Source organism: Metabacillus idriensis, from assembly GCF_009674765.1.
GTDB lineage: Bacteria > Bacillota > Bacilli > Bacillales > Bacillaceae > Bacillus_P > Bacillus_P idriensis.
In genome coordinates, this window is record NZ_WKKF01000004.1 from 1 (window position 1) to 24,717 (window position 24,717).

Annotated in this window: 17 protein-coding genes and 16 tRNA genes; 30 read left to right on the top strand and 3 right to left on the bottom strand. The window is 42.5% G+C overall.

Annotated elements, in window-relative coordinates; translation table 11 throughout:
• The first annotated feature begins 1 nt into the window (after position 1).
• The 21 genes from GJU41_RS14595 (at position 2) to GJU41_RS14695 (ending at position 11,016) form a co-directional block, all read left to right on the top strand.
• Positions 2–90, top strand: a tRNA-Leu gene (locus GJU41_RS14595).
• A 14-nt stretch (positions 91–104) separates the two neighbouring features.
• Positions 105–181 (top strand) — tRNA-Arg (locus GJU41_RS14600).
• 4 nt (positions 182–185) lie between these two features.
• A tRNA-Pro gene (locus GJU41_RS14605) sits at positions 186–262 on the top strand.
• A gap of 17 nt (positions 263–279) precedes the next feature.
• Positions 280–355, top strand: a tRNA-Ala gene (locus GJU41_RS14610).
• Between the two features lie 31 nt (positions 356–386).
• A tRNA-Met gene (locus tag GJU41_RS14615) sits at positions 387–463 on the top strand.
• Positions 464–468: 5 nt separating this feature from the next.
• Positions 469–545, top strand: a tRNA-Ile gene (locus tag GJU41_RS14620).
• Between the two features lie 16 nt (positions 546–561).
• Positions 562–654: transfer RNA gene (locus tag GJU41_RS14625), tRNA-Ser, on the top strand.
• A 90-nt stretch (positions 655–744) separates the two neighbouring features.
• Positions 745–821, top strand: a tRNA-Met gene (locus GJU41_RS14630).
• Positions 822–824: 3 nt separating this feature from the next.
• Positions 825–900: transfer RNA gene (locus GJU41_RS14635), tRNA-Asp, on the top strand.
• A gap of 194 nt (positions 901–1,094) precedes the next feature.
• Positions 1,095–1,170 (top strand) — tRNA-Phe (locus GJU41_RS14640).
• A gap of 40 nt (positions 1,171–1,210) precedes the next feature.
• A tRNA-His gene (locus GJU41_RS14645) sits at positions 1,211–1,286 on the top strand.
• Between the two features lie 16 nt (positions 1,287–1,302).
• Positions 1,303–1,376: transfer RNA gene (locus tag GJU41_RS14650), tRNA-Gly, on the top strand.
• A gap of 4 nt (positions 1,377–1,380) precedes the next feature.
• Positions 1,381–1,457, top strand: a tRNA-Ile gene (locus GJU41_RS14655).
• 34 nt (positions 1,458–1,491) lie between these two features.
• A tRNA-Asn gene (locus GJU41_RS14660) sits at positions 1,492–1,566 on the top strand.
• Between the two features lie 6 nt (positions 1,567–1,572).
• A tRNA-Ser gene (locus GJU41_RS14665) sits at positions 1,573–1,663 on the top strand.
• Between the two features lie 15 nt (positions 1,664–1,678).
• Positions 1,679–1,750 (top strand) — tRNA-Glu (locus GJU41_RS14670).
• A 1,282-nt stretch (positions 1,751–3,032) separates the two neighbouring features.
• On the top strand, positions 3,033–4,964 hold the full coding sequence (glgB, locus tag GJU41_RS14675) for a 1,4-alpha-glucan branching enzyme (RefSeq protein ID WP_154319029.1): 1,932 nt from the start codon (positions 3,033–3,035) through the stop codon (positions 4,962–4,964).
• Entirely contained in the window at positions 4,918–6,063 is a 1,146-nt protein-coding gene (locus tag GJU41_RS14680) for a glucose-1-phosphate adenylyltransferase (RefSeq protein ID WP_133313563.1), read from the top strand. Before glgB ends, GJU41_RS14680 begins: the two co-directional genes overlap by 47 nt.
• An 81-nt stretch (positions 6,064–6,144) precedes the next feature.
• Positions 6,145–7,173, top strand: a complete 1,029-nt coding sequence (locus GJU41_RS14685; protein ID WP_154319030.1) for a GlgC family sugar phosphate nucleotidyltransferase — start codon at positions 6,145–6,147, stop codon at positions 7,171–7,173.
• Positions 7,170–8,621: a glycogen synthase GlgA gene (glgA, locus tag GJU41_RS14690; protein ID WP_170292806.1), complete on the top strand. Its 1,452-nt coding sequence runs from the start codon at positions 7,170–7,172 to the stop codon at positions 8,619–8,621. The genes GJU41_RS14685 and glgA overlap by 4 nt, the downstream gene beginning before the upstream one ends.
• The gene (locus GJU41_RS14695) at positions 8,611–11,016 is read left to right on the top strand and encodes a glycogen/starch/alpha-glucan phosphorylase (protein ID WP_154319031.1); all 2,406 of its coding nucleotides are present in this window, start codon (positions 8,611–8,613) and stop codon (positions 11,014–11,016) included. Before glgA ends, GJU41_RS14695 begins: the two co-directional genes overlap by 11 nt.
• A gap of 429 nt (positions 11,017–11,445) precedes the next feature.
• On the opposite strand, the gene GJU41_RS14700 is transcribed toward GJU41_RS14695, so the two are convergent.
• Positions 11,446–12,240: a TIGR00266 family protein gene (locus GJU41_RS14700; RefSeq protein ID WP_154319032.1), complete on the bottom strand. Its 795-nt coding sequence runs from the start codon at positions 12,238–12,240 to the stop codon at positions 11,446–11,448.
• Positions 12,241–12,344: 104 nt separating this feature from the next.
• Between GJU41_RS14700 and GJU41_RS14705 the strand changes: the two genes are divergently transcribed.
• Positions 12,345–12,797: an SRPBCC family protein gene (locus GJU41_RS14705; RefSeq protein ID WP_154319033.1), complete on the top strand. Its 453-nt coding sequence runs from the start codon at positions 12,345–12,347 to the stop codon at positions 12,795–12,797.
• Positions 12,798–12,936: 139 nt separating this feature from the next.
• Here GJU41_RS14705 and GJU41_RS14710 read toward each other — a convergent pair whose 3' ends face one another.
• The gene (locus tag GJU41_RS14710; RefSeq protein ID WP_070878734.1) at positions 12,937–13,680 is read right to left on the bottom strand and encodes a TraR/DksA C4-type zinc finger protein; all 744 of its coding nucleotides are present in this window, start codon (positions 13,678–13,680) and stop codon (positions 12,937–12,939) included.
• A 121-nt stretch (positions 13,681–13,801) separates the two neighbouring features.
• Positions 13,802–14,737, bottom strand: coding sequence for a 1,4-dihydroxy-2-naphthoate polyprenyltransferase (locus tag GJU41_RS14715; RefSeq protein WP_070878735.1), 936 nt, complete (start codon positions 14,735–14,737; stop codon positions 13,802–13,804).
• Between the two features lie 299 nt (positions 14,738–15,036).
• Here GJU41_RS14715 and GJU41_RS14720 point away from each other — a divergent pair, with 299 nt between their 5' ends.
• The 8 genes from GJU41_RS14720 (at position 15,037) to GJU41_RS14755 (ending at position 24,715) form a co-directional block, all read left to right on the top strand.
• Positions 15,037–16,461 carry an isochorismate synthase gene (locus GJU41_RS14720; protein WP_154319034.1) on the top strand — a complete coding sequence of 475 codons (1,425 nt, stop codon included), beginning with the start codon at positions 15,037–15,039 and terminating at the stop codon, positions 16,459–16,461.
• Positions 16,448–18,205, top strand: coding sequence for a 2-succinyl-5-enolpyruvyl-6-hydroxy-3-cyclohexene-1-carboxylic-acid synthase (menD, locus tag GJU41_RS14725; protein ID WP_154319035.1), 1,758 nt, complete (start codon positions 16,448–16,450; stop codon positions 18,203–18,205). The genes GJU41_RS14720 and menD overlap by 14 nt, the downstream gene beginning before the upstream one ends.
• On the top strand, positions 18,202–19,005 hold the full coding sequence (gene menH, locus GJU41_RS14730) for a 2-succinyl-6-hydroxy-2,4-cyclohexadiene-1-carboxylate synthase (RefSeq protein ID WP_154319036.1): 804 nt from the start codon (positions 18,202–18,204) through the stop codon (positions 19,003–19,005). Before menD ends, menH begins: the two co-directional genes overlap by 4 nt.
• A 28-nt stretch (positions 19,006–19,033) precedes the next feature.
• Positions 19,034–19,852: a 1,4-dihydroxy-2-naphthoyl-CoA synthase gene (gene menB / locus GJU41_RS14735; RefSeq protein WP_070878739.1), complete on the top strand. Its 819-nt coding sequence runs from the start codon at positions 19,034–19,036 to the stop codon at positions 19,850–19,852.
• Between the two features lie 207 nt (positions 19,853–20,059).
• A complete protein-coding gene (locus GJU41_RS14740; protein WP_154319037.1) occupies positions 20,060–21,511 on the top strand; it encodes an o-succinylbenzoate--CoA ligase in 1,452 nt (483 codons plus the stop codon).
• Positions 21,504–22,619, top strand: coding sequence for an o-succinylbenzoate synthase (gene menC / locus GJU41_RS14745; protein ID WP_154319038.1), 1,116 nt, complete (start codon positions 21,504–21,506; stop codon positions 22,617–22,619). The genes GJU41_RS14740 and menC overlap by 8 nt, the downstream gene beginning before the upstream one ends.
• 392 nt (positions 22,620–23,011) lie before the next feature.
• Complete coding sequence (locus GJU41_RS14750; RefSeq protein WP_154319039.1) at positions 23,012–23,941, top strand: metal ABC transporter solute-binding protein, Zn/Mn family; 930 nt, start codon at positions 23,012–23,014, stop codon at positions 23,939–23,941.
• 15 nt (positions 23,942–23,956) lie between these two features.
• Positions 23,957–24,715, top strand: a complete 759-nt coding sequence (locus tag GJU41_RS14755; RefSeq protein WP_070878743.1) for a metal ABC transporter ATP-binding protein — start codon at positions 23,957–23,959, stop codon at positions 24,713–24,715.
• The last annotated feature ends 2 nt before the right edge of the window (positions 24,716–24,717 follow it).

Genomic DNA, 24,717 nt, shown 5'->3' on the forward strand with positions numbered 1-24,717 from the left:
CGCCGGGGTGGCGGAACTGGCAGACGCACAGGACTTAAAATCCTGCGGTAGCTGACTACCGTACCGGTTCGATTCCGGTCCTCGGCACCACTTATTTCATATATGCGCCCGTAGCTCAATTGGATAGAGCGTTTGACTACGGATCAAAAGGTTATGGGTTCGACTCCTATCGGGCGCGCCATATACGGGAAGTAGCTCAGCTTGGTAGAGCACTTGGTTTGGGACCAAGGGGTCGCAGGTTCGAATCCTGTCTTCCCGACCATTTCCAACTTTTAATTAGGGGCCTTAGCTCAGCTGGGAGAGCGCCTGCCTTGCACGCAGGAGGTCAGCGGTTCGATCCCGCTAGGCTCCACCAATTAAATAGAATTAATTGACTTTGTTCCTGGGGCGGTGTAGCTCAGCTGGCTAGAGCGTACGGTTCATACCCGTGAGGTCGTGGGTTCGACTCCCTCCGCCGCTACCAAAAAAGGACCTTTAGCTCAGTTGGTTAGAGCAGACGGCTCATAACCGTCCGGTCGTAGGTTCGAGTCCTACAAGGTCCACCATTCTATTTAGTCATTCGGAGGTATACCCAAGTCCGGCTGAAGGGATCGGTCTTGAAAACCGACAGGGGAGTCAAATCCCGCGGGGGTTCGAATCCCTCTACCTCCTCCATTTTTATTTTGATAAGTGGAATAGCTTACTTCAGCAAGCCGATTGATTCGCAGCATAATAATCGGATTAAATGAACTTAATTAATATTGTCGCGGGGTGGAGCAGTCTGGTAGCTCGTCGGGCTCATAACCCGAAGGTCGCAGGTTCAAATCCTGTCCCCGCAACCAAATGGTCCCGTGGTGTAGCGGTTAACATGCCTGCCTGTCACGCAGGAGATCGCCGGTTCGATCCCGGTCGGGACCGCCATTTTACTTGATGTACGGTTCAGTAAAGATTTAATTTCTACAAATGGCTTGGTAGCTCAATCGGTAGAGCACGATCGAATTAGCTCCAAAGCTTAAGCATCAGCGCACAAATTGATCCGCTTCTTGGCTGATCTTACTGAAATTTGGGCGAAGGTTTCAAGAACAAAAGCATGATTGTATGACTAACTTTTAAATGGCTTGGTAGCTCAGTCGGTAGAGCAAAGGACTGAAAATCCTTGTGTCGGCGGTTCGATTCCGTCCCAAGCCACCATTTACTTTAATGTTGTAAATGCTAAACAAATATAATAGTGGCGGTTGTGGCGAAGTGGTTAACGCACCAGATTGTGGCTCTGGCATTCGTGGGTTCGATTCCCATCAGTCGCCCCATTTTTATATTCATTTTGCGGGTGTAGTTTAATGGTAAAACTCTAGCCTTCCAAGCTAATGTCGTGGGTTCGATTCCCATCACCCGCTCCATAATGGGCCTATAGCTCAGCTGGTTAGAGCGCACGCCTGATAAGCGTGAGGTCGATGGTTCGAGTCCATTTAGGCCCACCATTTCTGTTTTGGAGAAATAAGGTTTCAATATTATTCCGCAGTAGCTCAGTGGTAGAGCTATCGGCTGTTAACCGATCGGTCGTAGGTTCGAGTCCTACCTGCGGAGCCATATTCTGGGGAAGTACTCAAGTGGCTGAAGAGGCGCCCCTGCTAAGGGTGTAGGTCGCGTAAGCGGCGCGAGGGTTCAAATCCCTCCTTCTCCGCCAGAAAGCCTTGTTTTTGGCCCGTTGGTCAAGCGGTTAAGACACCGCCCTTTCACGGCGGTAACACGGGTTCGAATCCCGTACGGGTCATACTTGAAAGAGTGCTGCACTATGTGCAGCACTCTTTTTAATTGGCTCTGTTCGTAAATATTGTTGCTATTAGACTAAATGTTAAAAACTTTAAGTGGATTGTAGCGAAAGGAACTTGATTCCTGCGGGAAACAGAGGGAAATGATTGATTCCGTTTTGCAGCCACCTTACTGAATTTTTGTCCTCATACAGCGTAATTGATTCCGTTTCGCAGGCGCCATTCTGAATTTTTGTCCTCATACAGCGTAATTGATTCCGTTTCGCAGGCGCCATTCTGAATTTTTGTCCTCATACAGCGCATTTGACTCCATATCGCAGCTGCCATTCTGAATTTTTGTCCTCAGACCATACAACCCTCAGGCAAGCCGGGTAGGCTCCCAGCAGGACCGCGGAAAGCAAGTTCCTGCAGCGGAAAAAAGTAACGGACAACATTTATACTCGAAAACAACAATCTATGAGAAAACAGCCTTTTAATTTTAAAAGATGTGTAAGAGGATCTTTTAAGCAGTACTAATGCTTAAAGATTCACCCCCTATCTCCTATCCTTTCTCTGCGCCTGTATGGAACCTCTTCTAACTAACCCATCAGTCATTATTCTACAAACAATAAGCTCTTATAGTTGCCTTTGGCCATTTATGCAAGTGCCTTGATGAAGGAGAGTACGAAGTTCAATGCTGATTAAGATGAAAGCCACTTAACTCTTAACTTTTAACTAGTCTCCAACTATCTTCCAAAGCTCTCTAACTCCCCATTAACCTCTTAACTAAAATCTTCAGAAAAAAGTCATGTAAAAAAATGATTCATTTTCTTTTTCAAGAACTTAAAATATATTTTCAACAAATAATATAAATCTTTATAAATACTTTATGAAATAAGGTTTGAGATATCTCTGAGAGAGGTATAAGTAATGGTAATAAAGAAAAAACGAAAATGAAGAATAAAAAGATTTCGACAATTCTTACTCATTTTGTCGAATTAACTATTTTTGTGATATAACTTACTCAAAATACACAATTAGAATATCCTGTTAGAAATTCCTGTATTTTCTTACGTATATTAATTTTTTAGTATATTTGACTGATGTTCATTTCGCCAAATTCTTCGATTATCCTTATTTCTTTCGTTTCCTCATTCGACATCATTTTAAAAGAATAGTTTTTTGAAAAATGAATAATGATTCATGACATATCATGTCAATAAGTAGAAGCGCTTACAAAAAAGGTAATCCTTCCTTCTGATTGAAATTAGAATTAAGATAAACTTATAGAAAGGGTGATTAGGAATGAATCTTGCTACGCCAACTGATTTTGAGGTTCATCTTTTCCATGAGGGAAATTTGTTTAAAGCCCATGAATTATTTGGTGCTCACAGCAGCGTACGGAACGGTGTTTGCGGTACTGTGTTTACTGTTTGGGCTCCTCATGCGCTTGAGGTGCGGGTTGCAGGTGATTTTAATCACTGGGACGGCTCGAATCACAAGCTAGAAAGAGTGAATGATCAAGGTATCTGGTCTGCTTTTATTCAGGATATAAAAGAGGGTGACCTGTATAAATACGAGATTATTACACAGAAAAATGAGAAAATTCTTAAATCTGATCCATTTGCCTTTTATGCAGAGGTGAAACCGAATACTGCTTCGATTGTTTATGATCTGGCAGATTATGAGTGGAATGATCAGAAGTGGCAGAAGAAGAAGCGTCAGAAGGAAATTTATAACCGGCCGATGTATATTTACGAGCTTAATATTTGTTCTTGGAAAAAGAAAGAGGACGGCAGCCTTTATACATATTTGGAGCTAGCGGATATTTTGATTCCGTATGTTCTCGATCATGGATTTACACACATTGAGCTTCTGCCTATTATAGAACATCCTTATGATCGTTCATGGGGATATCAGGGAACAGGATATTATGCGGCTACAAGCCGGTACGGAACTCCTCATGAATTAATGAAGTTCATCGATCTTTGTCATCAGAATAATCTTGGCGTCATCATGGACTGGGTGCCGGGCCATTTCTGCAAAGATGCTCATGGTCTGTATTATTTCGATGGGGAACCGACATTTGAATATGAGAGATATGAAGACCGGGAGAATGAGGTTTGGGGTACGGCTAACTTTGACTTAGGAAAGCCTGAGGTTCAGAGTTTCTTAATCTCGAATGCTCTTTTCTGGCTTGAAAAATATCATATTGATGGATTCAGAGTGGATGCAGTAGCGAACATGCTCTACTGGCAGAATACTGAAGAGCCTCATGAAAATCCGTTTGCAGTGAATTTCTTGAGAAAGCTGAATGAAAATGTATTTGCCTATGATCCTGGTGTTTTAATGATAGCAGAGGACTCAACCGACTTTCCTCTGGTGACATCACCTACCTCTGATGGAGGGCTTGGGTTTAACTACAAATGGAACATGGGGTGGATGAACGATATCCTCAAGTACATGGAAGCTCCTCCGGAACAGCGGAAGCACCTTCACCACAAGGTATCATTTTCACTGATTTATGCTTTTACTGAGAACTTTATCCTTCCGCTTTCACATGATGAAGTGGTTCATGGAAAACGTTCACTTCTGAATAAAATGCCGGGGGATTATTGGCAGAAGTTTGCCCAGTATCGTCTGCTTCTCGGGTATATGATGACTCATCCAGGAAAAAAACTGCTGTTTATGGGCGGCGAATTTGCCCAGTTTGATGAGTGGAAGGATCTTGAGCAGCTTGATTGGGTGCTTGATGATTTTGACATGCATCAAAAGGCAAGAACCTATTTCAAGGAACTCCTGGCTGTTTATAAAAGACAGCGTCCTCTGTATGAGCAGGATCACTCACAGGAAGGCTTTGAATGGATTGATGTGAATAATTCCGACCAAAGTATCTTTTCCTTTATCAGAAGAGGCCTAAAGCCTAATGAGCAGCTCGTTGTAGTCTGCAACTTCACACCGCAAACCTACCACGAATATAAAGTGGGGGTGCCGGCTGATACAAAATACATTGAAATCATGAACAGCGATGACACTGTATTTGGAGGATCAGGCCAGGTTAATAAGAAAGATCTTAAAGCACAAGAAGGCAGGCAGCATAATCAGCCTTATCACATATCAATGACCATTCCGCCTTATGGAATATCCATTTTACGCGCAGTTAAAAAACGAGAGGAGACAATCAACCATGGTGAAAAAAAAGTGCGTCGCAATGTTATTGGCAGGAGGAAAGGGTAGTCGTTTAAGTTCTTTAACGCAAAACCTTGCAAAACCAGCAGTGCCATTTGGCGGAAAGTACCGCATTATCGACTTTACTTTAAGCAATTGCTGCAATTCAGGTGTAGATACAGTAGGGGTGCTGACACAGTATCAGCCGCTTGTACTGAATTCTTATATCGGGATTGGCAGTGCATGGGATCTTGACCGCAAAAATGGAGGAGTTACTGTACTTCCTCCATACGCAGAGTCCTCTGAAGTGAAATGGTATAAAGGAACAGCAAGTGCCATCTATCAAAACCTTAACTATTTAAAACAATATGATCCAGAGTATGTACTGATCTTATCAGGAGATCACATTTATAAAATGGATTATTCCGAAATGCTGGATTACCATGTGGAAAAAGATGCTGACGTGTCTATTTCTGTAAAAGAAGTGCCATGGGACGAAGCAAGCCGCTTTGGTATTTTGAATACAGATGCAAATCTTGAAGTCATTGAATTTGACGAGAAGCCTCAAAATCCTAAGAACAATCTGGCATCTATGGGCATCTATATTTTCAAATGGTCCATTTTAAAAGAGTTCTTGGAAATGGATGAGCGTAATCCGTACTCAAGCCATGACTTTGGCAAAGACGTATTGCCTTTGCTGCTTGATGAAAAGAAAAAACTTGTAGCTTATCCGTTTAAAGGCTATTGGAAAGATGTCGGTACGGTTAAAAGCCTATGGGAAGCTAATATGGATCTATTAAATGAAGTGCCTGAGCTGGATTTGTTTGATAACAACTGGCGCATCTATTCTGTGAACCCGAATCAGCCTCCTCAATATTTATCAGAGGGTGCAGAAGTTACTGAGTCCCTTGTAAACGAAGGATGCGTGGTTTATGGAACCATTCACCATTCGGTCTTATTCCAGGGTGTAACAGTGGGGCAGCATTCATTCCTGAAAAATACGGTTGTCATGCCGGATGCGGTCATTGGCAATAATGTTTATATAGAAAATGCGATTGTACCATCAGGTTTAGTTGTACCGGATGGCATGGTCATTCGTTCGGATAAAGATATTGAAGAAGTCATTTTAGTAACGGAAGAACTAGTAGAGCAAACGGCAGGAGCATAACCGGTAAGTACGATGTGCAAACAGCAGAGAAATCCTATTTATTTCCGATGAAAATAAACTAATGCGAGAGGTGGAACAGCTATGAATCAAAGGATGCTGGGAATTATTGATGCAACAACGTATACAAATGCCATCGAGGACTTAACGGTGAATCGGTCGATGGCTGCTATTCCGTTTGCGGGGCGTTACAGATTAATCGATTTTGTATTATCAAATATGGTGAACTCGGATATTGACAGTGTAGCTATTTTTCCAAAATACCAATATCGTTCTCTGATGGATCATTTAGGGTCAGGCAAACAATGGGATTTAAACCGAAAGCGTGATGGGCTGTTCTTTTTCCCATCTCCGCATTTAAACGACCAATACAATGAATTTGGTTCGATCCGCCAGCTTTCAGATCACATTGACTATTTCTTGAGAAGCAAGCAGGAATATGCGGTGATCACAAACAGCTATACGGTCTGCAACATTGATTTCAAAGATGTTCTTGCGAAACATGTCAAAATGGGCTGCGATATTACGGAAATCCGTAAAGATGGCGAATCTTTGCATATGTATGTGATGTCGACGAAATTATTGCTGAATCTTATCCATGATAATAATCAAACAGGTTATAAAACAATTGGCCAAGTGATTATGGACAATACTCATAAAATGATGATTTGTGATTATGAGTTTGATGGATATGTTGCCATTATTGATTCCATTGAAAGCTATTACCGCCACAGCCTGGAAATGCTTAAGCCTGAGGTGTGGCAGCAGTTATTCCTTAAAAACCGTCCTATCTTAACTAAGGTGAAGGATGAGACGCCAGCAAGGCACGGACAGAATGCTGTTGTGAAAAATTCAATGATTGCAAACGGCAGCGTGATTGAAGGACATGTAGAAAACAGCATTATTTTCAGAGCTGTTCATATCGGAAAAGGAACGGTCATAAAAAATGGCATCATCATGCAAAAATCTCAGGTTGGAGAAAATTGCGTGCTTGAGAATGTCGTTCTTGATAAGGATGTAAAAGTGGGCAGCGGCATCGAATTAAAAGGATCTGCTGATCTGCCGATCGTACTTAGAAAAGGAACAGTACAAGGAGCGCTGATGAAATCGTGAAGGTATTATTTGTTGTATCGGAATGTGTCCCTTTTGTAAAATCCGGAGGTCTGGCGGATGTTGCAGGGGCGCTGCCCAAGGAATTAAAGCGTCTTGGCACGGATATTCGAGTGATTTTGCCTAAATACGGTCAAATTCCGGAGCGTTTCCGCTCAAAAATGAAAAAGATTAAGGATATTGTAGTCCCTGTCGGATGGAGACGCCAATATTGCGGGATCGAACAGCTGGAATTTGAGGGAATCACGTATTATTTCATTGATCATGAATATTATTTTAAGCGTGACTCTTTATATGGCCATTTTGATGATGGGGAGCGTTTCTCTTTTTTCTGCAGAGCGGTTTTGGATTCGATTAAAGCAGTCGAATTCCAGCCTGATGTGATTCATTGCCATGATTGGCATACAGGCATGGTGCCATTCCTATTAAAAGAAGAATACGCTTCTCAATCGTTTTATGAAAATATGAAAGCGGTTTTTACGATTCATAATCTGCAATTTCAGGGGATTTTCCCAAGAGATATCCTGCATGATTTACTTGGTCTTGATGACCGGTATTTTAATGCAGATCAATTGGAATTCCATGGCTTTGTGAACTTCATGAAAGCTGCTCTTGTTGCTTCAGATTTAATAACAACGGTAAGCCCTACTTACAAGAATGAGATCCAAACCCCGTACTTTGGCGAGCGTCTTGACGGGCTGCTGCGGGTGAAGGAAGCTTCTCTTGTGGGCATATTAAATGGAATTGATGATGCAATTTATAATCCGGGGGACGATCCATACATAGCGTTTCCATATGATGAGCACTCTGTCAAAAACAAAGCAAAGAATAAAAAAGAGCTTCAGAAGATGTTTGGCCTTCCGGAAAAAGAGGATACGCCTCTTCTTACAATGGTCACTCGACTAACGCAGCAAAAGGGCCTTGATCTGGTCGAGCGAGTGCTGCATGAAATGCTTCAATCAGATATGCAGATTATCATCCTTGGAACCGGAGAGAAAAAGTTCGAGGATTTCTTCAGGCACATGGAGTGGCTGTATCCTGATAAGTGCAAAGCATACATCGGCTTTGATGAGCCGCTTGCACACCGCATTTATGCAGGCTCGGATTTCTTTTTAATGCCTTCTCAGTTTGAGCCATGCGGTCTTGGCCAGCTGATTGCTCTAAGATACGGATCGATTCCGATTGTCAGAGAAACTGGCGGCCTGAATGATACCGTGACTTCTTACCGCGATGATACAGGCGAGGGGAACGGCTTTACGTTCACGAACTTCAATGCTCATGATATGATGAACACCGTTAACCGGGCATGCACGATTTATAAGAATAAAACCATTTGGAACAGCCTTGTCAAAACAGCTATGAAAGAAGACTACAGTTGGGCGCAGTCTGCGTTTAAATATAACCAGCTTTATGCTGATTTAATGACTAGGAGTGGGAGTCATGTTCTCTAACAAAAATGAATTTAAAGACAGTTTTCTAAAGCGCTTGGAAATGAGTTATGGAAAGAAATTCGCTGAATCAACAAAACGTGATCAATACCAAACGCTTGGGAATATGGTGAGAGAACATATCAGCAGCAATTGGATCTCAACGAACGAATGGAACCGGGCAAGCAACAACAAGCAAGTTTATTACTTGTCAATTGAGTTCTTGCTAGGGAGGCTGCTCGGACAAAATCTTTTGAATTTGGGCATTCGTGAAGTTGTGCTTGAAGGATTCGCTGATCTTGGAATCGATCTTGAGGAGATTGAAGAAAGCGAAGCAGATGCAGGGCTGGGCAATGGCGGTTTAGGCCGCCTTGCTGCTTGTTTTCTCGATTCGCTTGCTTCATTAAATTTACCTGGACATGGCCTCGGCATCAGGTATAAACATGGTCTTTTTGACCAAAAGATTGTAGATGGCTATCAGGTAGAATTGCCTGAACAATGGTTAAGGCACGGAAATGTATGGGAAGTCCGCAAGCCGGACCAGGCAATTGAGATTCCATTTTGGGGTAAGATTGAACATTCACACGAAGATGGAAAGCTTGAATTCCGACATGTTCAATCTGAGAATATTATGGCTGTACCTTATGATATGCCTGTTATTGGCTATGAAACAAGCACAGTTAATACATTAAGGCTGTGGAACGCTGAGCCGGCTCCACATCCGCCTCACCGTGATGTACTTGCTTATAAACGCGAAACAGAAGCAGTATCAGAGTTTTTATATCCGGATGATACACATGATGAAGGAAAGATTCTGAGGCTTAAACAGCAATATTTCCTAGTTTCTGCAAGCCTGCAGTCCATTGTCCGGTCATACCTTAAAAAGAATGATACCCTGCATGAATTTCATAAGCATGTTGCCATCCATGTAAACGATACTCATCCCGTTCTTGCCATCCCAGAGCTGATGAGAATTCTGCTTGATGAAGAGCATATGGAATGGGAAGAAGCATGGAATATTACGTTTAATACAATATCTTATACAAATCATACGACTTTATCAGAAGCACTTGAAAAATGGCCCTTGCATATCTTTAAGCCGCTGCTTCCAAGAATCTATATGATTGTTGAAGAATTAAACGAGAGGTTCTGCAAAGAATTATGGAATCGTTTCCCTGGAGACTGGAATCGTATTGAAAATATGGCGATTATCGCTCACGGCGTCGTAAAAATGGCCCATTTAGCAATTGTCGGAAGCCACAGCGTCAACGGAGTTGCAAAGATCCATTCTGACATTTTGAAAAACCGTGAAATGAAACTTTTTCATCAAATTTATCCTCAAAAGTTCAACAACAAAACAAATGGCATCACACACCGCAGATGGCTGCTTAAAGCCAATCCAGAACTGACCAATCTCATTACCGAAACAATCGGAACCGACTGGATTACAAACCCGCACCTCATGATTGAACTAAAACGACATATCTATAATCCACTATTAAAAGAAGAATTTGCAGCCGTTAAACGGAAAAGAAAAGAAATTCTTGCAGATATTATTGAAAAGAAAACAGGAATTTCCGTTGATAAACATTCAATCTTTGATGTTCAGGTTAAGCGTCTGCATGCTTATAAACGCCAGCTCTTAAACGTGCTGCACATCATGTATCTGTATAACAGGCTGAAAGAGGATTCCAATTTTACGATTTATCCAAGGACGTTTATTTTTGGAGCCAAGGCATCCCCAGGCTATTATTATGCTAAGAAAATCATTAAGCTTATTAACTCGCTCGCTGATAAAGTAAACAGTGATCCGAAAGTTTCAAAGATGATGAAAGTCATTTTTATGGAAAACTACAGGGTCTCACTTGCTGAGCATATTTTCCCTGCGACAGATGTCAGTGAACAAATCTCTACTGCCAGTAAAGAGGCGTCTGGAACGGGCAATATGAAATTCATGATGAACGGTGCGCTCACGATGGGAACATTGGACGGGGCGAACATTGAAATTTTAGAAGAAGTAGGAAAAGAGAACATCTTCACCTTTGGCTTGAAGGCTGATGAGGTTCTGAACTATTACGAAAATGGCGGATATCGCTCATCTGAATATTATCATCATGATTTGCGGATCAGACAAGTGGTTGATCAGCTCACAAACGGATTCTTTCCTGATACCGAAGATGAGTTTGAAGCAATAAAAGATTCCCTTCTTTATGAAAATGATCAATACTTTGTACTGCGTGATTTTGCATCCTATGTGGATGCTCAGGAGCAGCTTGAAAAAGCCTACAAAAACCAGGATAAATGGCTTGAAAAAGCCCTTCTTAATATTGCGCACTCAGGCTATTTCTCAAGTGACCGGACGATCCATGAGTATGCTGATGGCATTTGGGACATACAGCCGATACCTGTTATCCATTAAGTTTTTGAAAACCCGCTTGTTGAGCGGGTTTTCTGCTGTCTGACTTTTGGGAATCCCGCTACCAAATCAGGTTAATTAGCCTTTATCGCAAACATGTGAGAAAGCTGCTGCTTTGCCAAGATTATTTAAAATAAGATAGACGCATGAATTGTACATGCGTCTATCATAAAGATAAGAAGGTATAAAATTTTGCGCTTTGATGTCTAGCTCCACCTCCTAGCCCCTCGGCCAGAACAAATTCCCCCAAAAAGGCGGGACCCGGCCTTTTCGGGAGAATTCTCATATGTCTGTCGGGTCTAAACAGTAGGTTCCGCTTTTCTTGATGTCTAGCTCCAACGCTCAGGCTCCGAAAATATTGGCAAAAACCGCCTTTTCTGTCGGATCCTTATCTGTCATGCCTGCGCTAACCGGGCGCTTGCGATTTTCTTATTAACGGTTATCCCCATCAAGCAATCGTCCAAGTCCGCCAAGGATGCTCCCTTCTCCTGAAGAGTGTCCGCCAGCACTTGGCGCATTTGCAAAAATACGGTCGGCAAGACGGCTGAACGGAAGAGACTGCACCCATACAGTCCCAGGCCCTTGTACAGTTGCAAAAAATAATCCTTCACCGCCGAAGAAGGCCGTTTTAACTTTCCCGACATATTCCACATTGTAGTTAACGTCTCTCGTCATCGCGACAAGACAGCCTGTGTCCACTTTAAGACGTTCCCCGGTTGCAAGCTGCCGTTTATGTATTGTGCCTCCCGCATGCAAAAAGGCAAGACCGTCTCCTTCAAGCTTTTGCATAATGAACCCCTCGCCGCCGAAGAAGCCAGTACCTAATTTTTTCTGAAAATCAATACCGACTGAAACGCCTTTTGCAGCACATAGAAACGCATCTTTTTGGCATACAACCTTGCCCTGCATTTCTTTTAAGTCGACAGGGATGATCTTTCCTGGATAGGGAGCTGCAAATGACACCTGCTTTTTGCCTCCCGCATTATTGGTGAAGACCGTCATAAATAAACTTTCTCCGGTAATGACACGCTTACCAGCACCTACTAAACGGCTCATCAAGCCTTTTTTCTCTGACCCATCTCCAAAGATGGTTTCCATATCAATGCCGTCATCCATCATCATCATTCCGCCGGCCTCGGCTACTACACTTTCACTTGGATCGAGCTCAATTTCAACAAACTGCATGTCATCTCCATAAATCTTGTAATCAATTTCGTGTGCGTTCAATAAGGTCACCTCTTTTCTTTTTTGTAAACATTCGTCATTAAGGAAGAAAACCCTTCCGATTTCCATTTATAATGAAAGGAGTTCTTCAAAAAGGAGATAAGCCTATGCCTGTCATTAAAAACACCATTTTCATTAAAGCGCCGATCGAGGTCTGCTTCGACCTTGCAAGAAATGTAGAGGTTCATACGAAAACGACCGAAAAAACAAAAGAGAAAGCGGTTGGAGGTATAACCTCCGGGCTTCTTGAAAAAGGGGATACAGTCGTATGGGAGGCTGTGCACTTCGGTATTAAGCAAAGGCTGACTGCCAAAATAACAGAAATGAACAGGCCTTATGAATTTACAGATATTATGGTTAATGGAGCTTTTAAGTCTTTCACTCACACACATACTTTCGTTGCTTCTGGCAATGAAACAGAGATGATTGATTACTTTGACTATCGGTCACCATTAGGTTTATTAGGCAAAGCCGCAGATTTTTTATTTTTAAAGAAATACATGAAAATATTTCTCTCAGACCGGACGGCAGAGCTGAAAAAAATCGCAGAAGCAAAATAAAACAGAGTCCCAAAGCAGGAACTCTGTTTAAGATTATAGGAAAAATAATAATTTTCGCCTTGATGTCAAGCTCCATCGCCTAATTCTTCTGTCAGAACGGATCCGCCTTTCGGAGCTGACCAGGACGATTCCGCTTTTATTATTCACTATAAGGTTCTTTTTCTGATGCAGGAAGGTCCCCGAAAGGAGTCATCAGCCCTTCTTCATCAAGTGTATGTTCATACTGTCTATGCTGTATGTTTGGATACACTGTTACATTCTTACCCTCGATATCTGTAGCTGCGAAGTTCTCATAATCTTCAACATACCCTGTTGGGTCATCGTTCTCCATGTACACGTCATTGTAGGAATCGACAGGATACTCCATGTCAGACGGAGTTTCAGAATTGCCGAAGCGTTCTACATCCTGATATGTGTCTTCTGCATCATAAGCTTCAGAATCGCTTTCATCGTATTCGAATTGTCCAAATGCCGGCTCAAGAATGCTTTCCTCAATCGGTCTTGAGCGGGAAATTGCCTGCTCCGGTGAATGTTCCTTGCAAGTTGTAGCAGTGGGAAGCACTTCAAGTCTTTCTTCTGGTATGTCAGTTCCGCATACTTCACAAACCCCGTAAGTTCCCTTTTCAATGGCTGCAAGTGCCCGGTTGATATCGCTTAATTCTTCCTCAACATGTTCATTTAATGCAATATCTTTTTCACGTTCATAAAGCTCTGTGCCTTCATCACCAGGGTGGTTGTCATAGCTTGAAAGCTCTCCGGTAGAATCGTGCCCGAAGCTTTGCTCGAGCCCGAAATGTTTGCTTTCCTGCAGGTGCTGCTCAATTTCTGCTTTTCTTGCGTCAAGCTGTGAGCGAAAGGAAGCCATTTGCCCGCTGTTAAGCATTCCATTCACGCTCCTTCCTTAAGAAGTAATTTCTTCTTTTTTTAGTATAAACAGAAAGGGCCAAATCATGATTGTAAATAATGCACAAAAAAACACGGCCCATCAAAGGGCCATGTAAAGTTTAGATTGTGCTAATGAATAAACCAAGTGCGAGCAAGAAGCCGAATTGAATATTTGTCTGAGCAGTTGCTTTCATTGCAGGCATCATTTCAAGCGGAAGTGATTTGCCGACGAATTTTTTTACGGCACTGTATGCTTTAGGTGTGCTGATTAAGACTAAAAGCGCCCAAAAGGACAAGTGGCCGAGTGCAATCATGATCAAGATGACCGCATATGAAGCAGCGAACATGGAAGCGAGGAAAATAATCGCTTTTTTGCGTCCAATCAGAATTGCCAGTGTTTTGCGCCCGTTTTCTTTATCGCCATCGAGGTCGCGAATATTATTTGACAGCATGATGTTTCCAACCAGGAAAGCGATCGGAATGGAAATAATGATGCTGATCGGTGATATCGTACCAGTTTGAATGTAATAAGCAAGCAGGATAATAACCATACCCATAAAGAAACCTGCAACAAGCTCCCCAAATGGAGTGTAGGCAATTGGCATAGGGCCTCCTGTATAAAAATAGCCTGTAGCCATGCAGATTAACCCGATAACAGCGATCCACCAAGTGGAGGTCATGCAAATATAAACACCTAAAAGTGCTGCGACGGCGAAGAATGCAAAGGCAAGGTTTAGAACTGTCTTTGGTTTCACTCCGTTTCTTACAATTGCTCCGCCGATTCCGACAGAATTTTCATTATCAAGTCCGCGCTTAAAATCAAAATATTCATTAAACATGTTGGTTGCAGCTTGAATTAAAATGGATGCAATCAGCATAGCTAGAAATAATAAGATATGAACCTGACCTTCATTTAAAGCAAGCACCGTACCGATTGTAACAGGAATAAAGGCTGCAGACAGTGTGTGCGGACGCAGCAGCATCCACCATACTTTCCAGCTTTTATCCGGTTTGATGGAAGGCACGTTTTGTGTAGTGTGCGATTGTGTATGCATTAAAGATTTCTCCCCTTTTTGTAAACCAAATGGAGCACGTTTGCTTCCCAGAATTAAGTGTAGGAAATTTACAATATTGTGTCAATCCTTTTACAAATGTTTGAACAATCATTTAATTCCCTGACCGGGAAATTTCTTCCGCAAGAGCTTTTGATTTTAATGTTGTCAGGGTAGTAATATAATAAGGATAATAGTCGTTATTTCTATTATACCATTTCTTTGTCCAAGTACTATTGACACCTCTTTCCTCTGAGGTGTATCTTAATATAAGCGATTTTTCGGTTTTGGAGGGATTTCCAATGATTACGGCATTAAAACATACATTTACGGAGATTATAAAGCGTGCTTTGGAGGAAGCGAGACAGTTTGATAAACCGGTCATATTAAGTCAGGTCAAGTCGTTGAATGATTCAATGAACCCCCTCCATTTTTATGCGGCTGGCGAGCGGCTTTTTTTAGGCGAGCGGTTTTATTGGGCAACTCCTGGTTCACGCTTTACGATTACAGGCTTGGGAAACGAATGCACAGTAGAGAATGATTCTGCTGAAAGCGATCGTTTCGGGCGGATTGAGTCTGATTGGAAACGCTTTAAAAAAATGGTGCATTACGAAGATGGTGCAAAATCTCATATAGGTACAGGCGCTTTATTATTCGGCGGTTTTTCTTTTGATCCGCATAACCGCAGAAACGAGCGCTGGAATAACTATCCTGAGGCGAAATTCTTTTTGCCGTCGGTTATGCTAACAGTAAAAGACGGTTTTTCTTTTCTGACAATCAATCGAGTCATTAAGCCGGATGATGATCTTGAATCATGTGCCAAGCATTTCACAACGATTGCTGGAGAAGTACTTACAGGAAAGGCAAGCACCGGGGAAGAGTCCGTGAACAATTACACTCTAAAAGAGGCGGATACGGGAAAATGGCTTTCAGCTGTACAGAAAGCTACAGAATTAATTAAAAGCGGTGAGCTGGATAAAGTCGTGCTGGCACGTGAAGTACAGTTAGAGTATGATCACAAAATTAATATCTATTCAACTTTAAGCAAACTGCAGACAGAGCAGCCTACAAGCTTTATCTTTTCTTTTGAAAATGGCCGGCAATCGTTCATTGGAGCAACACCTGAACGTCTGATTAAAAAGGAAAACAGCAGGCTGCTTTCAACATGTCTTGCTGGTTCCATTAAAAGAGGGAAGAGCAAGCAAGAAGATACGGAGCTTGGAACAGAGCTTTTAAATGATGAAAAAAACCTGATTGAGCACGCGATTGTTGTGAAAATGATCAAAGATTCGTTTGAGGAATGCTGCAGTGAAGTGGATGTTTCAGATGACCCGCAATTATTAAAAACGAAAAATATTCAGCATTTGTATACACCGATTGAAGGATCAATGAAAACAGGTTATTCCTTATTGAACTTAGTGGAGAAGCTCCATCCGACACCTGCCTTGGGCGGATATCCAAAAATGGCGGCTGTTGAGATGATCAGAGAAATTGAACCTATGGACCGCGGCTGGTATGCCGGTCCAGTAGGCTGGCTTGATGCTGAAAACAACGGTGAGTTTGCAGTAGCCATCCGCTCCGGCTTAATTGAGGGCGAGCAGGCAATCCTGTTTGCAGGATGTGGCATTGTTGCAGAATCCGATCCTCAAATGGAATATCAGGAAACATTGATTAAGCTGAAGCCGATGCTCTCTGCGCTGGGAGGAGTCAACCATGAGTGCAAATAAATCTTTAACCCTCTATGCAGCAAGTTTCGTTGATGAATTAACTAAAGCGGGTGTTCGGGATGCAGTTATTAGCCCTGGTTCAAGGTCAACGCCTATGGCCATGCTAATGGCTGAGCATCCTGATATCAACATGCATGTTCTGATTGACGAACGATCAGCAGGTTTTTTTGCCCTTGGCATGGCTAAGATTCAGCAAAGACCTGTTGCATTGCTTTGTACTTCAGGAACGGCAGCAGCTAATTATTATCCGGCAGTTGTTGAGGCATTCTATTCAAGAGTGCCTTTGCTTGTTTTAACAGCAGACCGTCCGCACGAGCTTAGAGATGTGGGGGCTCCGCAGGCAATCGATCAGCTGCATCTGTTCGGCCGCTATGCAAAATGGTTTGCTGATATGGCGATTCCGGAGCATACTGCTGAGCTTCTTCATTATGGAAGAACAATGGCCGCACGTGCAGCGGGCAAAGCCATTTCTTCTCCATCAGGACCCGTTCATCTTAATTTTCCGTTCAGAGAACCTCTCGTACCTGATTTAGAATGTGAGGATTTATGGACAAGCTTGAATAGCCGTCCTAAACAGGTTCAAGTAACAGCGGGTTCTACAGTTATTGATGTTTCCGAAGTGCAGCGCTTAGCTGATCTCATGTCAGAAGAAAAAAAAGGATTGATTATTTGCGGAGAGCTTCGCGATCCTGATTTCACTCAAGCGGCGGTAAAATTATCTTCAGTCCTGAAGTACCCGATTCTTGCAGATCCTCTTTCTAATTTAAGAACAGGTTCTCATGATCAATCATCTGTCATTGAATGCTATGATGCATTTATGAAGGATGAATACATAACAGAGCAGCTAAAGCCGGAAGTCATTATCCGGTTTGGAGCAATGCCGGTTTCAAAGCCGCTGTTTTTATTCTTGAAGAAATCGGCTGACATCCGTCAACTTGTTGTAGATGGACAAGGAGGCTGGCGGGAGCCGACCTTAATGGCCGCGGAAATGATTGAATGCAGAGAAAGCTGGCTGTGCAAGGAGCTTATCAAACAGGTCAAAACGCGGGAAGATACGGATTGGCTGCAGTCATGGCAGAAAGTAAATCTCATTTCGCGTGAGATAGCAGGCTCTGCTGAAGACAAAGGCGGCGATCTGTTTGAAGGAAATGTTTTCCGTGAATTGCAGCATGCTCTTCCGCAGAAGTGTCATCTGATTGCAGGAAACAGCATGCCAATTCGTGACTTGGATAATTATTTCCTGAATACGGAAAAGGAAATTGAAGTATTTGCGAACCGCGGAGCGAATGGAATCGATGGGATCGTATCTACAGCACTTGGAATGAGTGCGGGGGCCGGCACAGATCATCCCACTTTTTTAGTCATCGGCGACTTATCCTTTTATCATGATATGAATGGCTTGCTTGCTGCGAAAATGCACAAGCTCAATTTGACCATCATTCTTATTAATAACGATGGGGGAGGCATTTTTTCGTTTCTTCCGCAGTCAAAAGAAGAGAAGCATTTTGAAACTTTATTCGGCACGCCATCAGGTCTTGATTTTAAACATGCTGCCGATCTATACGACGCTGCCTATACATTACCTGCAACTTGGGAGGAATTCCGGGCAGCAGTGTCAGATGCTGTCATTAAAAGAGGTTTAAATATCATAGAGGTGCGCACAAATCGTCAAACCCGTGTCAGCATTCATCGTGAATTGATGAATCGTGTTTCCCAGGAAATAAGAGAGAAGATCTTAAAATGATGCTGACGATAAGAGGAGTATCCTATCATGTCGAAACATATGGAGAAGGAACACCACTAGTTCTTCTCCATGGATTTACAGGTTCAGCTGAAAACTGGCACCCCTTTCTGGCCATGTTCAGCCAATATAAAGTTATATTAATTGATCTGATAGGACACGGACAGACAAATTCACCTTCAGAATTTGAGCGCTGCAGCATGGAGGAATCTGTTAAGGATTTACATGCTATATTTGCAGAACTTCATCTTAAGAACTTCATTCTTGCAGGCTATTCTATGGGAGGCAGACTGGCATTAACCTATGCCGTTCTGCACCCTGAACGGATCACCAAGCTGATACTTGAAAGTGCCTCTCCTGGTTTAAAAACAGAGGCTGAGAGAATGAATAGAAGAGAAAATGACCGAAAGCTCTCTCAGTTTATTAAAGAACAGGGAATGGAATCCTTTATAGATTTCTGGGAGAATATATCGCTGTTTGCCTCTCAGAAAGCTCTGCCAGAGGCCGTTCAAAAAAAACAGCGGAGCCAAAGGCTGGAAAATGATGAGACAGGGCTTGCAAACAGTCTTTTGGGGATGGGGACAGGATCTCAGAAGTCCTTATGGGACAGCCTCGATACTCTAAAGATTCCCGTTCTGCTACTATGCGGAGAGCGGGATGAAAAGTTCTGCTTAATCGCAAAAGAGATGAAAGATTTGCTCCCGCTTTCGACATTTATTAAAATAATTGGTGCAGGTCATGCGGTTCATGTGGAACAACCGCAAATCTTTGGTAGAATAGTAAATGAGTTTATTAATTCGTAAACGTATTCATAAGGAGGCAGTACGCGAAATGACAGTAGAATGGATAGCAGAACGCAAGTACGAAGATATTTTATATGAAACGTATAATGGGATTGCCAAAATCTCGATTAATCGTCCAGAGGTACATAATGCATTCCGTCCAAAAACGGTAATGGAATTAATTGATGCCTTTGCTTATGCAAGAGATGACGCAAATGTTGGGGTCATTATATTAACTGGAACAGGCGGCAAAGCATTCTGTTCAGGCGGCGACCAAAAGGTGCGCGGACATGGAGGTTATGTTGGCGAAGACCAAATTCCGCGTTTGAATGTTCTCGATCTGCAGCGCTTAATCCGTGTGATTCCAAAGCCGGTTATTGCCATGGTGGCAGGATACGCAATCGGCGGAGGCCACGTGCTTCATATTGTCTGTGATTTAACAATAGCAGCTGACAATGCTGTTTTCGGCCAGACAGGTCCAAAAGTAGGCAGCTTTGATGCTGGCTATGGTTCAGGATACCTTGCCCGTATTGTCGGACACAAAAAAGCACGCGAAATCTGGTTCCTATGCCGTCAATACAATGCACAGGAAGCGCTTGACATGGGTCTTGTCAACACAGTTGTGCCTTTAGAAAAACTAGAAGAAGAAACGGTTCAATGGTGCGAGGAGATTTTAGAAAAGAGCCCGACTGCCATTCGTTTCCTTAAAGCTGCATTTAATGCAGATACAGACGGTCTTGCTGGCATTCAGCAATTTGCAGGAGACGCAACTCTGCTTTACTATACAACGGATGAAGCTAAAGAAGGAAGAGATGCTTTCAAAGAAAAACGCAATCCTGACTTCAAGCAGTTCCCAAGATTCCCTTAAACAACCTGCAGCAGCTTGATGATTTCATCAAGCTGCTTTCTTATAGTTTAGAATTTATTTAGTCTTTTTTTGCATCTATGTCTAGCGCAAGCGCCTAGATCCCCGGTCAGAACGGCTGTCGGGACCCGGCTTTTCTGTCGGAACCTTATCTGCCTGTAGGAGCAGGCCTTAGCTTGCGCTTTTCTAATATAAAGGCGGTGAACAATAATGAATACAATGCCCAATTGGTTAAAGCAGCGTGCCTATTTAACCCCTGACCGAATTGCGATGATGACAGATGAGAGAACATTAACGTTTCGTGAACTGCATGAACGGACAGAACAAATAGCATTTACATATCATCAGCAAGGAATCAGAAAAGGACAGCATGCTGCAATCCTTATGAAAAACAGTATTGAAATGGCTGCTGCCATACATGCGCTTACATACATTGGGGCAACAGCCGTGCTGTTAAATACAAGATTGACTGCCTCAGAGCTTGATTGGCAATTAAGGGATTCAGAAGCAGCGTTCCTCATTTGTGATGCAGCTCTTAATCAAAAATGGGAGAATCCAAGCTGGATTACACTGGATAGCGCAGAGCTTATAACAGCAGGAACACCTTCTGTTCAATATGAACATTCATTTCAATTAGATCAGGCAGCAACTATTATGTACACATCAGGAACAACCGGAAAACCGAAGGGTGTTCTTCAATCATTCGGCAATCATTATTGGAGCGCTGCCGGTTCCTCTTTAAACCTGGGCCTTCATCATGATGACAGGTGGCTTTGCGCCGTTCCTCTTTTTCATATCAGCGGACTGTCCATCTTAATGAGAGGTGTGATCTATGGAATGACCGTCATCCTCCATGAATCCTTTCATCCATCAAGAGCGAACCGCGAAATCATGGAGAACGGAGCAACAATCGTTTCCGTTGTGCAAACCATGCTATCTCAAATGATAGAAAAACTTGGAGAAGAAGAATATCCGGAGACTTTCAGATGCATGCTGTTAGGCGGCGGTCCGGCACCTATGCCACTATTGAAAGAATGTGAAAAGAAAAAAATCCCTGTCTATCAAACATACGGAATGACAGAAACCTCTTCGCAAATTGTCACGCTATCACCTGAGTACAGTCTGACAAAGCTTGGTTCAGCAGGGAAACCGCTTTTTCCCTGCGAGATTAAAATTATGAAGAACAATCAGGTTTGCCCCCCTTTAACAGAGGGAGAAATTCATGTGCATGGCCCGAATGTCACGAAAGGGTATTGGAAACGTGAAGCAGACATTCATAATGGATGGCTGCAAACAGGAGATATGGGATATTTGGATGACGAAGGATTTTTATATGTTCTTGACAGACGTTCGGATCTGATCGTATCAGGCGGCGAAAATATTTATCCTGCCGAAATAGAAGCTGCCCTGCTTTCTCACCCTTCGGTCAATGAAGCTGGTGTAACAGGAATGCCTGATGCAAAATGGGGACAGGTACCGCACGCATTCATTGCTGCAAAAGATGAAGTGAGTGAGGAAGAACTGATCGCCTATTGTTCAGCCTTGCTTGCAAAATATAAAATTCCAAAACGCATACATTTTATGAATAAGCTTCCTAGAAATGCTTCAAATAAATTAGTGCGCAGAAAGCTCGCAGAATTTCTTGGAGGTACTTATGATTGATGTGCAGGAAGTGACCCTTCATCATCTTGATATGAAACTCGTTACCCCCTTTCAATCCAGTATTGAAACAGTTTCTAAGAGAGAGAGCATACTAATTGAAGTACGTAATCGCAGCGGACAAATTGGATGGGGAGAAGTTGTTGCATTCTCTTCACCCTGGTACACAGAAGAAACGATTGGAACTTGTCATCACTTGCTGAAATCATTTCTTATCCCGGAGCTGCTTGCAAAACCATTTCAAGATCCGGAAGCATTCATTGATTCTTTTTCCTATATCAGAAGAAATCAAATGGCTAAAGCAGCAATTGAAGGTGCAGTATGGGATCTTCATGCAAAGCTTAAGGAAAAGCCGCTTGCAGCCATTTTAGGCGGTACGGCAAAGCAAATTGATTCAGGTGTTGTCGTAGGTCTGGCCTCAATGGAACACATGCTTGAAACAATTGAGAAGCATGTCAGCGATGGATATAAACGAATAAAAATAAAAATTAAGCCTGGATTAGATGCTGTTCTGCTTCATGAAATCAGAAGCCATTTTCCGGATGTTCCCTTAATGGCAGATGCCAACTCTGCGTATACGCTTGATGATATCAGCCTTTTAAAGCAGCTTGATGAATATAATCTCTTAATGATCGAACAGCCGCTTGCTCACGATGACATTATCGATCATGCAGTTCTTCAGTCTCAATTAAAAACACCGATTTGTCTTGATGAGAGCATTATTACGCTAAATGATGCAATAAAAGCGATACAGCTGGGCAGCTGCGGCGTCATTAATATTAAGCCGGGGAGAGTAGGCGGGCTTTTTGAATCGATAAAAATTCACGATTATTGCATGAAGCACAATGTTCCCGTTTGGGTAGGAGGAATGCTTGAGACAGGGGTTTCACGGGCACATAACATCGCTCTTGCAACACTTCCGAATTTCACGATACCCGGTGATATTTCAGCATCTGCAAGATACTGGGAAGAAGATATCATTTCTCCCCCCGTTACCGTGAATAATGGGAAAATAAATGTACCTGCAGGTCATGGGCTCGGATTTGAAGTAAATCGAAGCAAATTAGCAAAATACTGTACTCATATCGAACGTTTCACTAAAAAAAATTGATTTTTCTCTAGGACAAAAACCGATTTTAGCTCTGCAAAATTTGATTTTGCGGTTTTGTAAAACTTCGCTTTCCATGTTAAAACTAAATGGAATGATGCTAGAGACATCAATTCGACAATCAGCCCTCTCTGCTTCAATCTTTAGCCAGCTATTTAGGTAGCTGGCTCTTTTTTTGTCGAGAAAGAATGATTGACAGAAAGATTAAAATGCTTTAAATTGTTGCATATAGGCAAAAAAATTATACTCATCAACAAAACATGAAACAAGCTAACTTATTAGCACATGACCTAACTTTCTTTCATAAAATGGTTTTTGCGAAGGAAAGTCCTTTTTTTACTCAAAAATTTGCATCAGGGAAACATTTATTGACGAAGGAAAGAGGAGGAACAAGAATGAAAAAGAGATTATTAATGCTGATTTCAATCATTGCCCTGTCCGTTATGATGACAGCGTGCAGCCAGGGCGCAGCAAGCGGGGATGGAAACGGAACGATCAAGGTAACCACAACAACTGCGCAAATAGCGGATGTCACAAGAAACGTTGCCGGCGACGCTGCAGAAGTTCAGTCGCTAATGGGTCCAGGAATTGATCCCCATTTATATCAGGCATCACAGGGAGATATTCAAAAGCTGAATCAGGCAGACATTATTTTTTATAACGGTCTGCATTTAGAAGGCAAGATGGGTGAAATTTTCGAAAAAATGTCGAATGAAAAGCCTACAGTTCCAGTAGCAAGTGCCATCCCAGAAAATAAATTAATAAATGATAAAACGAACGCAAAGATACACGATCCTCATGTATGGTTTGATATCTCATTATGGATTCATACCGTTGATATCGTCGAAGAAGAACTCACTAAGCTTTCACCTGAAAATAAAGATGAATTTGCAAAAAATGCAGCTGCTTTTAAGAAAAAGCTCCAGGAAATGGATCAATATGCAAAAGAGCAGGTTCAGACCATTCCTGAAGAAAGCAGAGTCCTGGTAACAGCGCATGATGCATTTACTTACTTTGGAAACGCCTATGGATTTGAAGTGATGGGGCTGCAGGGATTAAGCACAGATTCTGAATACGGTCTCCGTGATGTGCAAAATTTAGTCGATGTACTGGTAGACCGTGAGATTAAAGCGGTATTTGTGGAAAGCAGTATATCAGAGAAATCGATTAACGCCGTTGTGGAAGGCTCAAAAAAGAGAGACCATGATGTGGTCATTGGCGGACAGCTTTATTCTGACGCCATGGGTGAAGAAGGAACAGAAGAAGGAACCTATTTAGGAATGTTTAAACACAATATCGATACAATTGTTTCATCATTGAAATAAGGCAGGTGTTTTACAATGAATCCAGTAACTGTTGAAAATTTGACAGTAGCCTATCACCGCAAACCGGTTTTGCAAGAGGTGGGGTTTGAAGTTCCGGAAGGAAAATTAATTGGAATAATCGGACCAAATGGAGCTGGGAAGTCTACTTTAATTAAAGCCGTTTTAGGATTGATTCCAGTGGCATCGGGAGAAGTTGAAATCTATGGCGATCATTATAAAAAACAGCGTAAACGCGTCGGATACGTCCCTCAGCGGGGATCAGTGGATTGGGATTTTCCGACGAATGCACTTGATGTCGTGCTGATGGGACGATACGGCCATATTGGCTGGCTCAAGCGTCCGGGGAAAAAAGATATCGAATTTGCCCGCGGATGTCTCGAAAAAGTAGGCATGCTCGACTTCGCTGACAGACAAATCAGCCAGCTGTCTGGCGGACAGCAGCAGCGTGTGTTCTTAGCAAGAGCACTTGCACAGGATGCAGATGTGTATTTCATGGATGAACCGTTTGTGGGTGTCGATGCAGCAACTGAAAAAGCGATCATTTCCCTTTTAAATGAACTAAAGGCAAGACAGAAAACGGTATTGGTTGTTCATCATGATCTTCAGACAGTTGAAGAATATTTTGACTGGGTTCTGCTTCTGAATTTAAGGAAGATTGCATTTGGTCCAACGAGTGAAGTCTTTACGATGGATAATCTTCAAAAAACATACGGAGGCAGGCTCACATTTTTACAGGACAAAAGTGTGCTTGTGGATGAAACAAAACAGGAGTGAGT

What these genes read in the sequence shown, in the direction of transcription:
- glgB (WP_154319029.1), top strand. Translation starts at nt 3,033, where the DNA reads ATGAATCTTGCTACGCCAACTGATTTTGAGGTTCATCTTTTCCATGAG.
- GJU41_RS14685 (WP_154319030.1), top strand. Translation starts at nt 6,145, where the DNA reads ATGAATCAAAGGATGCTGGGAATTATTGATGCAACAACGTATACAAAT.
- GJU41_RS14695 (WP_154319031.1), top strand. Translation starts at nt 8,611, where the DNA reads ATGTTCTCTAACAAAAATGAATTTAAAGACAGTTTTCTAAAGCGCTTG.
- GJU41_RS14705 (WP_154319033.1), top strand. Translation starts at nt 12,345, where the DNA reads ATGCCTGTCATTAAAAACACCATTTTCATTAAAGCGCCGATCGAGGTC.
- GJU41_RS14710 (WP_070878734.1), bottom strand. Translation starts at nt 13,680, where the DNA reads ATGCTTAACAGCGGGCAAATGGCTTCCTTTCGCTCACAGCTTGACGCA.
- GJU41_RS14715 (WP_070878735.1), bottom strand. Translation starts at nt 14,737, where the DNA reads ATGCATACACAATCGCACACTACACAAAACGTGCCTTCCATCAAACCG.
- GJU41_RS14720 (WP_154319034.1), top strand. Translation starts at nt 15,037, where the DNA reads ATGATTACGGCATTAAAACATACATTTACGGAGATTATAAAGCGTGCT.
- menD (WP_154319035.1), top strand. Translation starts at nt 16,448, where the DNA reads ATGAGTGCAAATAAATCTTTAACCCTCTATGCAGCAAGTTTCGTTGAT.
- menH (WP_154319036.1), top strand. Translation starts at nt 18,202, where the DNA reads ATGATGCTGACGATAAGAGGAGTATCCTATCATGTCGAAACATATGGA.
- menB (WP_070878739.1), top strand. Translation starts at nt 19,034, where the DNA reads ATGACAGTAGAATGGATAGCAGAACGCAAGTACGAAGATATTTTATAT.
- GJU41_RS14740 (WP_154319037.1), top strand. Translation starts at nt 20,060, where the DNA reads ATGAATACAATGCCCAATTGGTTAAAGCAGCGTGCCTATTTAACCCCT.
- menC (WP_154319038.1), top strand. Translation starts at nt 21,504, where the DNA reads ATGATTGATGTGCAGGAAGTGACCCTTCATCATCTTGATATGAAACTC.
- GJU41_RS14750 (WP_154319039.1), top strand. Translation starts at nt 23,012, where the DNA reads ATGAAAAAGAGATTATTAATGCTGATTTCAATCATTGCCCTGTCCGTT.
- GJU41_RS14755 (WP_070878743.1), top strand. Translation starts at nt 23,957, where the DNA reads ATGAATCCAGTAACTGTTGAAAATTTGACAGTAGCCTATCACCGCAAA.